At 36.3% G+C, this 12,269-nt stretch carries 14 protein-coding genes and 2 pseudogenes; 6 read left to right on the top strand and 10 right to left on the bottom strand.

Translation table 11 applies throughout. The annotated features are described in order from the left end of the window. Nucleotides 1-336 precede the first annotated feature (336 nt). Nucleotides 337-1,011 (top strand): HAD family hydrolase, encoded by a 675-nt coding sequence (locus tag ACLFMM_RS06645; protein ID WP_410807936.1) that lies wholly within the window; start codon nt 337-339, stop codon nt 1,009-1,011. Nucleotides 1,012-1,293: 282 nt separating this feature from the next. Here ACLFMM_RS06645 and ACLFMM_RS06640 read toward each other — a convergent pair whose 3' ends face one another. After that, nucleotides 1,294-1,416, bottom strand: a complete 123-nt coding sequence (locus tag ACLFMM_RS06640) for a hypothetical protein (protein WP_410807934.1) — start codon at nt 1,414-1,416, stop codon at nt 1,294-1,296. Between the two features lie 454 nt (nt 1,417-1,870). On the opposite strand from ACLFMM_RS06640, the gene ACLFMM_RS06635 reads away from it, so the two are divergent. Next, nucleotides 1,871-2,008: a hypothetical protein gene (locus tag ACLFMM_RS06635; protein ID WP_410807933.1), complete on the top strand. Its 138-nt coding sequence runs from the start codon at nt 1,871-1,873 to the stop codon at nt 2,006-2,008. 13 nt (nt 2,009-2,021) lie between these two features. After that, nucleotides 2,022-2,177 carry a hypothetical protein gene (locus tag ACLFMM_RS06630; RefSeq protein ID WP_410807932.1) on the top strand — a complete coding sequence of 52 codons (156 nt, stop codon included), beginning with the start codon at nt 2,022-2,024 and terminating at the stop codon, nt 2,175-2,177. 17 nt (nt 2,178-2,194) lie between these two features. On the opposite strand, the gene ACLFMM_RS06625 is transcribed toward ACLFMM_RS06630, so the two are convergent. The 3 genes from ACLFMM_RS06625 to ACLFMM_RS06615 all read right to left on the bottom strand — a co-directional run bounded on the left by ACLFMM_RS06625 (nt 2,195) and on the right by ACLFMM_RS06615 (nt 4,837). Beyond that, the gene (locus tag ACLFMM_RS06625) at nt 2,195-3,751 is read right to left on the bottom strand and encodes a thiamine pyrophosphate-dependent enzyme (protein WP_410807931.1); all 1,557 of its coding nucleotides are present in this window, start codon (nt 3,749-3,751) and stop codon (nt 2,195-2,197) included. Further along, on the bottom strand, nt 3,748-4,659 hold the full coding sequence (gene mmp11, locus ACLFMM_RS06620; protein WP_410807930.1) for a methanogenesis marker protein 11: 912 nt from the start codon (nt 4,657-4,659) through the stop codon (nt 3,748-3,750). The genes ACLFMM_RS06625 and mmp11 overlap by 4 nt, the downstream gene beginning before the upstream one ends. Nucleotides 4,660-4,723: 64 nt before the next feature. After that, the gene (locus ACLFMM_RS06615; protein ID WP_410807937.1) at nt 4,724-4,837 is read right to left on the bottom strand and encodes a JAB domain-containing protein; all 114 of its coding nucleotides are present in this window, start codon (nt 4,835-4,837) and stop codon (nt 4,724-4,726) included. Between the two features lie 388 nt (nt 4,838-5,225). Here ACLFMM_RS06615 and ACLFMM_RS06610 point away from each other — a divergent pair, with 388 nt between their 5' ends. Continuing rightward, nucleotides 5,226-5,714 (top strand): hypothetical protein, encoded by a 489-nt coding sequence (locus ACLFMM_RS06610; RefSeq protein ID WP_410807929.1) that lies wholly within the window; start codon nt 5,226-5,228, stop codon nt 5,712-5,714. Between the two features lie 444 nt (nt 5,715-6,158). Here ACLFMM_RS06610 and ACLFMM_RS06605 read toward each other — a convergent pair. The 3 genes and pseudogenes from ACLFMM_RS06605 to ACLFMM_RS06595 form a co-directional block, all read right to left on the bottom strand. Further along, nucleotides 6,159-6,377, bottom strand: a pseudogene (locus ACLFMM_RS06605) (thermonuclease family protein); the annotation flags it as partial. An 18-nt stretch (nt 6,378-6,395) separates the two neighbouring features. Further along, entirely contained in the window at nt 6,396-6,587 is a 192-nt protein-coding gene (locus tag ACLFMM_RS06600) for a thermonuclease family protein (RefSeq protein ID WP_410807928.1), read from the bottom strand. Nucleotides 6,588-6,599: 12 nt separating this feature from the next. Further along, a complete protein-coding gene (locus tag ACLFMM_RS06595) occupies nt 6,600-6,725 on the bottom strand; it encodes a hypothetical protein (RefSeq protein ID WP_410807927.1) in 126 nt (41 codons plus the stop codon). A gap of 146 nt (nt 6,726-6,871) precedes the next feature. Here ACLFMM_RS06595 and ACLFMM_RS06590 point away from each other — a divergent pair, with 146 nt between their 5' ends. Together ACLFMM_RS06590 and ACLFMM_RS06585 are read left to right on the top strand one after the other, a co-directional pair. Beyond that, nucleotides 6,872-7,633 carry an N-6 DNA methylase gene (locus ACLFMM_RS06590; protein WP_410807926.1) on the top strand — a complete coding sequence of 254 codons (762 nt, stop codon included), beginning with the start codon at nt 6,872-6,874 and terminating at the stop codon, nt 7,631-7,633. Between the two features lie 22 nt (nt 7,634-7,655). Continuing rightward, nucleotides 7,656-8,486 carry an SDH family Clp fold serine proteinase gene (locus ACLFMM_RS06585; protein WP_410807925.1) on the top strand — a complete coding sequence of 277 codons (831 nt, stop codon included), beginning with the start codon at nt 7,656-7,658 and terminating at the stop codon, nt 8,484-8,486. Nucleotides 8,487-8,623: 137 nt separating this feature from the next. Here ACLFMM_RS06585 and uppS read toward each other — a convergent pair whose 3' ends face one another. The 3 genes and pseudogenes from uppS to ACLFMM_RS06570 all read right to left on the bottom strand — a co-directional run bounded on the left by uppS (nt 8,624) and on the right by ACLFMM_RS06570 (nt 12,094). Next, nucleotides 8,624-9,478: a polyprenyl diphosphate synthase gene (gene uppS / locus ACLFMM_RS06580; RefSeq protein ID WP_410807924.1), complete on the bottom strand. Its 855-nt coding sequence runs from the start codon at nt 9,476-9,478 to the stop codon at nt 8,624-8,626. Nucleotides 9,479-10,235: 757 nt separating this feature from the next. Next, on the bottom strand, nt 10,236-10,793 hold the full coding sequence (locus tag ACLFMM_RS06575; RefSeq protein WP_410807923.1) for a flavodoxin family protein: 558 nt from the start codon (nt 10,791-10,793) through the stop codon (nt 10,236-10,238). 218 nt (nt 10,794-11,011) lie between these two features. Further along, nucleotides 11,012-12,094: pseudogene (locus tag ACLFMM_RS06570) on the bottom strand (IS1 family transposase). Nucleotides 12,095-12,269 lie beyond the last annotated feature (175 nt).

The raw sequence follows: 12,269 nt of genomic DNA, 5'->3' as shown, positions 1-12,269 counted from the left end.
ACTATTACAAAGGAAATACAATCGAATTCCAGAATTTAAATGAGATAAAGTATTGAGATGGCGTGATTGATGATTTAATGTCTAAACGAGATAACTGCAAACGCAAATCTTAATATATACCTATAAGTGAAACAAGAGGGTATTGGGAACCAAATAACAAATGGAAAAGATACAACATGGCATTCATATCATGAATTCAATTCATTCTCTTACAACTGGTAGATAGGAATTTGTAGGTGAAGGTTTATTATGATTATATAGTTTACAGGTGTTTAAGGATAACATGGACCAGATAGCATCCGAGTATCATGATTATCTGCTCAAGGAGGCAAATGTTTGTTCAAACGCGGTAAAGTAAAGGGCATTATTTTTGATTGTTATAAAACTCTGATAGATATTGAAACTGATGAAGATTCTCTGGATACCTATTACATATTAAGCAGGTGGTTTTGTTACTATGGGGTTAATGTATCACCTGAAAAATTGAAGGAAGAATATAGAACAAAGGTTAAAGAAGCGTTTGATAGCAGTGAACAGCAACATCCTGAAGTAAAAGTTGAAAACATTTTTTCTGAAATTTGTCTTGAAAATGCGATATGGGATATAGATGAGGAAATTTTGGGTATAGAAGCTGCCCGCCTATTCCGTGCAGCATCGATACGAAAATTTCGGGCTTATCCAGAGTCATTTGAACTGCTTGAGATTTTTGAAGATTATCCAAAATGTATTGTATCCAATGCGCAAAGAGTTTTTTCAGAAATGGAATTAAAATACCTGGGTTTGCACAAATATTTTGATTTTGTGATATTCTCATCGGATTATGGTTACAAGAAGCCAGATCAGCGTCTGTTTGAAATCGCTCAAAAACGTCTGGGTCTTAAAGCAGAAGAAATACTGTCCATAGGGGATACTGTTGAAAATGATGTAGAACCACCGAAAAAACTCGGGATGAGAGGTATGCATATAGAAGACGCATGGAAAACGACATCTGCGTTCAAATCATTTTTTTGATTTTACATCGAAATAAAAAAGTTTTTAAAACCATTTTAGACTTTAAACCTTCGGTGTTTTGGTTCCTCAATGTCTCGATTTTAAGGGATTCATCTGTAAATATTACAACAGCTCCAGCTATGCATAGCACACCTCCAATAAATACTGTCCATTCAGGTGTTGAACCCATAAATATGAATAGGAGTACTATGGGCAACAAACCGTACATATTAGCCACATCCTGTCCTCCAAAAACAGAGCCAGCAAAAAGCCATTGGAACACAGATTAAAATTCTTGATGGCTCAGCTGAGTTCATTTAGTCTCAGCAAAGCACCGTTCCAGATTACAAGTGACAATTCGGCAAATAGGGCATTTAACGCTGAAACCTCAGCAACTACGACCATTGAACTGCTACCATTAATCATATGAGAAACCGTGTTAAGCATTTCATTGAACGGATATACATTCCAGATAATTTCTCATGGAGTATACCACAGTCTCCATAAAACTATGCATATAAGAGCCTACATGTATCCGCTGTTTATTTTTTCCTATTCTACTGTATTTTTAAATCTTTAACATCACCCATTCTTTTAAGACTTCTCTTTCGGGCTCTAAATGACGGATATAGTAACAAGCCAAGCTAACCTAGATTAATATACCCAATAGTAAAACGATAAAACGGGTAACTTGTTTGTTATCAAATATCTTATAATAATTTTTTCCTGTAATATAAAAAGATTTTTAATATAACCCAATGATAAAGATTCAGGATATGTAGTCTATAAAGCACTATATATTCTATGTACATTAATTATATATGTTATAGATCTCATCGTTTAATTGTTAATAATGTGTACCTAGGAGTGTAAAGTAAATATGAAATCACTGGAAAATTGTCCTGTGTGCAAATCAAAATTGAAAAATAAAGAAAACAGAATACAGATCTGCGAAGTCTGCGGATACTGGACAATAAAGGGTACCGCAAGACTGGACCCAGCAATGATATTCTCATAAAGAGGGTGTGTGGATGTACAGAAAAAATAATCACAAGTTATGCAAGTTGTGCAGGTCACCGATAGAAAGGGACTTGGTAGGTTCAAGTATTGTCTATTACTGTCAGAACTGTGGCTTTACGACATATGAGCAAAAAGTAGGTAAAGATACAATGGTAAAAGCCAATTAATCAAGGTATTATCTGCCTTATTGGTATTTTACACATCTACCTCTGGCAAGTATTACAGAAACACCGGGATTGTTTAATTTATCATCAATCAATTCCGGGATCGATTTTTTTATTTCTTCGTCTGTTTTATTATCAAAGTCATACACTGAAACATCATCAACCATTGCTGTTATGACATCTGTAAGGTTAGGCGTTCCCTGGCCACCGGTCATGGCAGCAATTTTGTTCTGAAGAACAATAACCAGCACATCGAATCCGCCGTACACAGCGTTTATTAAGCTGACGACCCCTGAATGTGCCAGTCCAAAATCTCCGATGACAGCGATACCTTTTTTATCAAATCCGCAGGCTGTACCTATGGCGGAACCAAGTGCGAAATCAGCATCAACTGCTTTCATAGGTTCAGGAGCACCAAGTATTGAACATCCCATGTCGGCAGCCACTTTCACATCAAACTCACGCAAAATCTGGTATAGCGGGATGTAAAAGCATCCTTCACAGAGTCCGCGATAACCTCTACTTTTTAATGTCTGGATTTGAGTATATTCCTCTATTGACTCTTCATTTAAGTGTTCAAGGGCAAAATCAACATGTTTTTTATCGATTTTTCCATAAGGTATATGTCCTGTTTTTTTACCGTAAATGCTGTCCAGAATATAAAGATGAGTTTCAATAAACGGTTCACTTTCTTCAACGACCAGGACACGTTCATGATTTTTTATAAATTCATCTAGTTTATCATATGGCAGTGGGTATACCATATTTAAGGAAAAATGAGATATCTGCCTGTATTCTGATTTGTTTAAAATTTCGTTTACAAGAGTTGATGGAAATCCTGAGGATATTATCCCTGTATCAGAGCCATTGATAACTGAAGCATTTAAACCAGTGTTTTCAGTTTCTTTTATAAGTATTGGATAGGATTCCAGATGATATCTTTGATGCCTGTCATGCATAGTGAGGTTCCAAATAGACCTGTCAAAAACTGATTTTTGGTTTGCTGATTGTAACTGCTTTTTGAGCTTATTAACATCTTTTTTGCTCTCACATTTGGTCAGCCTGCCGGTTATTCTGATAATCGCCGGAGCTTTTATTTTTTCAGAGATTTCAAATGCCTGTCTGACAGATATGTAAGTATTTTCTGGGGTGGACGGGTCAAACACAGGAATTTCGGAAACGTTGCCGTACCATCTTGAATCCTGTTCATTCTGGGATGCAAGGGCACCAGGGTCATCACCTGTTATGATAACAACACCCGAACTGATTGTATGGGTTGTGGATGTAATAAGTGGGTCGGATAGTACATTCATTCCTACATGTTTTGTTATCACCATACTTCTTTTACCGGATACCGATGAACCCAGTGCGATTTCAAGAGCAGTCTTTTCATTTGTAATCCATCTGGAAATATATCCGCTGTCCTTATCATCAATAAATCTCTGTATTATCTCTGTTACAGGAAAACCTGCAACACCGTTTATTGTTTTGACATTACTATCAATGGCTGCAAAATGTAATGCATCAATTCCGGTAAAATTGGTTATTGTGTTGTCATCTGAATTTTTGGTATTCATCGCAAATCAGCATCCAGTTTGATTGATTCATCGGGTCTGGCAAACCATGGTAGAGCGGCCAGTGCACCAATAACCCCGTTACCATCAAGCCAAATTTCAACTCCATGGTCTTTTGCGTATTGATGGGTAAAATATTTGCTTACTTCTCCTGATCGGCACATTTTACTGTATTCATAAACATCTGTTGCATCAAAATCTGAAAGAGCAACCATGCCGGTTTCATCGGAAACACTGTATTTTAAAAGAGCGTTTTTTATCTCCTGCAAGATTTTCCTTTTTGCAGCCTCGTTCACACATCCAAATTCAATCACTGTGGAAACGCAGTTTTGTGTTTTTGCAGAAACCGGATAAAGTTGTACAATGGAATGTGATAGATAGACCGATTCTTCACAGTTCAATGCGTTTGCGATGTTATGGGTAAGGGTCCATGTAGCTCCTTCCTCTTTTGTATCGGTATCATCGATACCTATAATAAGACGCTCTCTTCGTGGCACCACAATTTTTCCTTTTGCAGAGCGTCCACCACCGGATTCGGTGATATCATAACTGATAACACCATCAGCATAAGCTCTGCATTTGGTAGCTCCTACACCACCTCCACCAAGCCCTGCATAGGTTATTTCTACTCTGTCATATTCCACAGTTACCGATTCAATTCCTGCAGCAGAAGAGGATGGTTTGAGTTCAAGATTTGAAGTGCCGGTTTTAACAAGGTATCTGGTCATATCTCCGATGGTTTTTATCTGTAGAATAAGGGGTGAATTTGAATAATGATATCGAGCCCATGATGTACCACCATAGCATCTTGGATGTTCTATAATTTCTGTATATCTGTTATTCTGATCACATACTGCATATATCCCTTTGTATGATATAGTATAAGGTTGGTCAAGTTCTGTATCTCTCATCTGTTTGCTTTTTGGTGAACAGGTTTTTAAAGATTTTGTTATTTATCCATGACACCTGAATGATTCACTCAATTAACACCTCATCTTTTAAACTAATATAACCGGAATATCCAAGGATTACATGGTCAAGTACATCGATTTCAAGTAGTTTTCCACCTTCTACGAATTTATCTGTGATATTATATTTAGCGTTATCAATTTAAATTTAACTGAGTAAAAACAGGTTTAGTTACAAAAGATATATAGATTAGTCTTTATACTTTCTGTTTTTACATAACTATCAGCAATATATTAATGACAAAATTCAGCACATCTATAAAAAATCGATTACTTTCAAACCGCTTGGTTCTTCTTTTTATATTTTAGATTCCATAAGGGATGATTGGTGATAGAAATGGACGAATATTTCGAGGAACTGGTCCAGAGAGCCAAGTATTATGAACAGTTCGAGAATTTCGACCGCACTATGAACCTGAACTAATCTAAGGCTGGCCATTCATCCCCTCTCTTTCCCTCAGCCAGCCTTTTTTTCTTTTATACTAAAAATTTTCTTAACAGGTACTACAATGGACATTGTTATAAGCAATGATAAAACAGGTAATAACCGCAACCTAGTGGGCAAGAAACTGATAATCTCAGATGGACTTGCAGAGGAGAAAGGATTTGACAGACAAATCTGTTCAGCTGAGCTTATGAGGGAGAGCAGCGTTTCGTATCAGCTGCTTGTGGAAAAGATCGAGGACAACCTGCACTGGATACCCAAATCCAAAGTGGTTATACCTAATGTCAACAGGAGTGATTTGTTTTTCCTGGACGATAGGGTGTTCGAGCTGTATAATGAGGTGAACGACTGGAGGTTGAACCAAAAAAAGATCGGAGTACTCACTACCATTGATGCGACTGAATTTTCCCAGATTTCTGGAGATACAGTAGACGATGTAGAACTGGTCGTCACCACAGGTAATGCATCTGCATGGCCTGATGAGGTTTCTATTGCCAATATGTTGGAGATGTATGATAATTTCTGGATACAGGGTGAAAACTCTGTAATATGAACTTGGTTTGAATCACAGCCACATTTGAACTATTTTCAATACTGTCAATCCAAAGAAAAAGACCAGAACACCTATATAAAATATGGATAATCTTGATAATTGTGTGTGAACCTGTATATACAGCTAACATGTTCATCAATGGCAATTAGCTACCCAATCTGTACAGAACCCCCAACTACACAGATTGGGCAGATATAACCAATTTGACTACTTTCGCACACTCCCCACTGGTTGAACCCCACTCAACCATTAAACCGCTCGTCCACTACTTTAAACAGGTGTAGAGTTTTTCTCTTATCCTCTACATCTGCTTTCTAATCCCTTACTATGTACTATAAATATATATAATAAATGATGCTGTTATTTTTCTCGCGTTAAATATTATAAAGCCGTTAAAAATTTCAACGCTTTATACAGGGTCATAATGCAACAGGTTGATAAATGTCATTTGTTCCATAATCCACTGCCATTCTCCATTGCTTCTTGTTCAAGTTTCTGGAATTTATCCATATATTCAATTTCAGCTTCATCATACACTCTGGAATATCCGTTTTTCAGAAGCAACTCGTTGTACATGGTTCCGTTTTGCAGATATACATAAGCTAGCAGTCTTCCATAGTACCCTTTTTTACCTGAGATGTCATCGTATTCCAGCCTTACTTCTTCACCATGTAGGTGTTTTTATGTGTATTCGGAGGTCTTATGACCCCATTCACGCAAATAATCCGATCTGTCGATACCTTCGAGATCCACTGATTCGTTTTCTACATGTGTTTCAGGTGTGTCCACACCTAGAATCCGCACTCTTTCAGTAGTGCCATTTTTAAACGTTACATCGATGGTGTCGCCATCTACAATGTTTGTAACTGTCACGGTGATTCCATATTATGTACCTGTTTTCTGGGAATCATTCTGAGAATTATCTACATCTGGGCCGATGCAACCCGCAAAAAACACCAGAAGTACACTGATAATAACAAGAAACATTTTTAATAAGTTATCATCTCTCATGTTTTGCCCCTTTTTGATATATCAATAAGTTTTTAACAGGTTTAACACCTTATAATTGTTTTTAAATAGCAGCTGGACAAGTACAATTTTAATACAAGAACCAAATCAAATTATATATAAAAAGGACGCAGATCAGGTGGTAACATATGACCAAATTAACACTTTCACAATTAGAAAATCATCTTTTCAAAGCAGCTGATATCCTTCGGGTATGGATGGATGCATCAGATTACAAAGAATATATTTTCGGGATGCTTTTTTTGCGCCGCCTATCTGACCAGTTCGATGAAGAATATGAAAAAGTAGTTCAAAGACGGCTGGATGAAGGGCTTAGTAGAGAAGAAGCCGAAACAATGGCTGAAAAACCAGTAAAATACACCTTTTATGTGCCAAAAGAAGCTCGATGGTCTTATCTTAAAGATTTAAAGAAAGATATTGGCAATCAATTAAACAAAGCTTTGGAAGCTCTTGAGGACAATAATCCTGAACAGCTTGAAGGTATATTAAAACACATCAATTTCAATGCCAATGTTGGAAGAACACGGATACCAGACTCGACACTTCAGGATTTTCTGGTACATTTCAACAAATATCGGTTAAGAGATGAGGATTTTGAATTTCCTGATCTTCTGGGTACTGCCTATGAATATCTGCTCAAATTCTTTGCAGACTCTGCCGGCAAGAAAGGAGGTGAGTTTTACACGCCGTATGATGTTGTCCGGTTGATGGTTCAGGTTATTGATCCACAGGAAGGGATGAGAGTATATGATCCAACCTGTGGTTCCGGAGGTATGCTTATCCAGTCAAAACGTTATGTTAAGGAGAAGGGACAAAACGGCCAAGACCTTTCATTTTTTGGACAGGACAACAATGGTGGGACCTGGTCCATCTGCAAGATGATTGGATAATGTAATATTTAGGAGGAAGTATATGGTATTTGAGGATATTGGAGCTTGGGACGTACTGACCATCTTTGCTATACTTTTTGTTCTTTATGCATTTGCATATCCACAGTATCAGATGAAAAAAGTAAAAGTTCAGCGCCTTTCTATGATAAAAAAAATGGAGCAGGAATGGGGCACGAGAGTTCTTACGTTAATCCATCGAAAAGAAGCGGTATCGATGTTTGGGCTACCAGTTTATCAGTATATCGATATAGAGGATGCGGAATCGATACTGCGTGGTATACGTGATACAAAAAAAGAACGCCCGATTGATATCATAATCCATACACCGGGGGGACAGGTGCATCCCACTATCCAGATAGCACGCGCGCTTAAAAATCACAAAGGATATACAAGAGTTCTGATACCTCATTATTCGATGTCAGGTGGTACAATAATAGCACTTGCAGCTGATGAAATTATTATGGATGATGATGCGGTTATAGGACCCATTGACCCTCAAATAGGTGATTTAATACGTGGTACTTATCCTGCACCATCCTGGATATATGCCGCATCGAAAAAGGGAGATAAAGCTGATGATACCACAATTGTAATCAGTGATATTTCAGAAAAAACAATGAAACTTATGCGGAAAGTTGCTACAGAACTCCTGGATGGTAAAATCGAGGATGCGGAAAAGCTCAATTATGCTGTTGAAAAACTGGTAAGTGGTGAAATGGTACATATTACTCCGATTTCTGCACCAGAAGCGATTGATATAGGATTGCCAGTAAGCACCGAATTACCGAACAAAGTGCATGATTTCATGAAATTTTACAGGTCGGTTAAATCCAGCGTGGAATACACTGAATAAGTATTGATTATTTCTATATAGTGTAGAATCATAGTATATGGTCAACTGTAAAATCAAGTATAGTTTTCCTGCAGACCAAGATTTTATATAAGGTCTAACTTTTTCCGACCTTATTATTAAATTATTTTGTTTATACATTAATCGAATCGTCCATCGGCTAAAATGTACAAGTTCTTAAGGAAATGACTAACCCTTGATAAGCGGCTATAGTTTTTGTCTTTAGTCAGACGAGCCTGGTATACTCTGATAGACCTCAAAAAATCTACTTTTCTGAACATCGGCCAATATGGGGCGCAGAAATAGGAAATACATTCGTTCCCGTTAGCCTGCCAGGGCAGGAAGTTCGATACTCTCTCATTTCCACCGGTTCTTATTATCATATCGACATCTGAAACTGGCTGCTTACAATCAGGGTAGAGATGGTTAGATATAGTGGACTTATTCACCCCATCTATAGTCAAGTAGCCATTTTTAACCTTTTTCGCGATTTCTTGGACAGCTTGTATTATATCCTGTCTGCCGCCATAAGCAAGAGCTACATTTAGTTTGAGATTTTCGTATTGGCAAGTAGCATTTTCAGCTTTTTTTATGGTATTTTGGAGGTATTGAGGCAAACGTATCCTGTCGCCAACAGCTCTTATTTTCATCTGGCGGTCATGAGTTCTTTTATCCTCGACCATCTCGTTTAGATTGGTGTCGATAAGCTCGAACAGTTTTTCAGTCTCTTCAGGAGACCTGCTAAAATTTTCGGTAGAGAAAGCATAAACAGTCATCTCATCGATGCCAACCTCATATGCCCACTCTATAACTTTTTCTGTCGTATCAGAACCCAACTTGTGACCGTAATAATCGTTTATCCTCATGTGCTTGGCATACCTGCGGTTACCGTCCATTATTATTGCGATATGTTTTGGTACTGGTAATTCTTTAACTTCTTTAGTTAAAAGGTATTCATAGCTTTTGTAAACAGTATCCAATATACCTTTTAGCACCTCTGTTGACCTCCTTTATTATAGGACCTAGATCATTTAGAATGTTTGTACTCGGTTTTATTTAATTTATTTTTTTCTCTAGTTGGTATCAACGAGTGACCTCAACAATTCAAAAGTTCATCTTTTCATTGGTACCAGATTTACTAAAATCCTATAAGTAGATATATCTTTTAATCTTTAACATTCTTAAAACATATTAATTAGTATGATAACTGATAGTCCTTTATTAATTAATATTTGGTGCTAGTAATAATCTAAAATATGGATCACAGATGAAATATTTGCAACACTTGATATGTAAATAAGTTATTATTACAACCACATTGTTAATTTATCACACCAACAAATAGAAATTGCTAATCAGGAAATGGTTACAGAACCCAGATTAATCCTCTGGATAATGTAGCAATGTCAACTTTCCTGAAATGACCAAGAGTCAGTTAACATTTACCTTGTCTACTATTCCAATTCAGTAGGGTCTTTGTTTGCCTGATAACTTTTTCCAGGCTGTGCGCATTGGTTTTACTATCAACAGTCCTATTATAAGGTAAATGACCAGCAGACAACCCAATATCGTTTTAATCATGATACATCATTCCTGGCTTTAATTCTAGAAGGATATTGTCAAATATATGATTAACCTTATAAAACTTATTGGTGTACTATAGGCTAAAATATAAATTTTTCTGGAACCTTTTTTATATATTATTATACATGATGAATGTAATATATTATAGTAATAATGGTTTTTGGGTAATCATTTCAACATATTCTTTCCTGCAGCCATAGCATCATTCATCAGTTCAGTGTTATTTACTACATCACCGGGTTCGTTATACCCTGCACCAATTATTATATCCTTGACTTCCATACCAAATAGTTTGTTCACAACACTGCTAAATTCTTCGAATACAGGTTTATACTGATTTTTATCCGGGAATCCCTGTGTACCTACCAAAACGACCTTTTTCCCGGAATCAATGCGAGGGGAAAAATCCGGATTTATAAGTGAGTATAATCTGTCGATAAACAAGCGCATCTGGCCTGTAAATTGTCCGAAATATATGGGAGAACCAATAACTATGCCGTCACTTTCCACTATGGCATCAAGCATTATCTGCATGTCATCATCCAGTTTACATCTGTCATGGGATTTGCAGTGGCCACAACCCTGACATCCAATGAATTCCATCTCATTTATATAGTATTTTTTAACTTCTGCTTCGTTTTTTGTTGCCCCATCAAGAGTTTGTTGTACAAGTGTATCTGTATTACCATCTCTTCTTGGGCTCCCTACAAAACCGGTTATTTTCATTTTTAACCTCCTGATTAAAGTTTTAATCTCTTTTTGAGATGAAAATGTTCTAATTGAACCTATTTGCATTTAATTGTTTTTAAATATTTATTTAACTCGTCAGCAAAAATTTATGGTTGTTGAATAAATTGAAGTGACAAGTTATAGTGTCTCACAATCCAAATCTGGATTGAATTCTGAATTGAATTAACAATCTATTAATTAACGGTAGTCCATCATTAAAAGGTTGATGTTTTTGCAGGTTTTAAAAGCAATAATTGTTTCAATGTCCATATATTTTCTACAATACCAGATTCTTTAGCAGGTGTTCTTTTTGTTGTACTTTTTTCATCAATCCTGCATGTACTCTGCAGAAATTGAAATAAGTGGAATAGAACCTTATTTGACCGTATAGAGCTTTGAGTTTTTTTGAAAATCCAATAGTCTTTCTTGAAATTCTGTTGTCCTGTCTAAAAGTTAGATTTTATCTTTCAAGTAGGTTTTTTGATGTATTTTTTAGATCAATATCCTTTCCAAATATAACTTGTTTCTCAACTTTTTGCAGTTTCCCACCTTCCCTTTTTTTAATAAACTGGGAGAATCTCAGGTTATTATCAGTAACAAGTATCGGAATTCTGAATCTTCCTCTATTACCAGTTTTTGGAAACTCTTTCCATACACCATATTTTTTCAAAAGAGCTTCAGGATAGAACCTTAATCCATCTGAAATGAACATTGGTTTTGTTTTTGAAAGTCAATTATCTATAAGCTCCATTAACCTATCTGCTATGTATTGTTTTCTCGGTCCGATAGTAAAATCTATTATTAACCTTGATTCTGAAGCAAAACTTATCCACAACCAAGACACATCATCATCGATAAAATTCATTTTTGATGGAACTACTTTTTTCCACTATTGTCCAGAGTTCATCCATCTCTATCTTTGCAATATCCAGGTTTCTCATCTTCTCTTGATGTACTTTTTCGCATTGTTTTGATGCTCGAGCTAACCAGTTACGTACCGTAACTGGTCGAACTTCTAATACATCAGCAATTGCTTCTATACTCAATCCTTTTATGGACATTTTCAAGGCTAAGAGTACAGTTGATTCTTCTTTTCGCATGTCATAATTGAAAGTGTTAGTCCAATCACAAAATACCCTGCCGCATTCGCGGCAGAGGTATTTCCTAATACGTTTACCTTTGATCTGATAAGTTCAATTTCCTACAACATTGCCTTTTCCAGTAAAGTCATGGTATTTACTAATCCTCGTTGGATAAGCAACATCATTGAATTTTAATTTTGGGCCCCTTTTTCCCATGATATAAATTTATTATTCACATAGTATATAATATCAACTAAATATTAGTGGACTACCTAATTCACAACAAAGGAAAATAACAAACCAAAATTTTGTAATAGGTTTGACCTACTTTTGAGTTAGTGAACTACCACTTGGCTAAAGACCAACTGGCTTCCTGTTTCATACTTTTCCC

Source organism: Methanohalobium sp. (genome assembly GCF_046546175.1).
Lineage (GTDB): Archaea > Halobacteriota > Methanosarcinia > Methanosarcinales > Methanosarcinaceae > Methanohalobium.
This window is presented reverse-complemented; position numbering and strand designations above follow the sequence as displayed.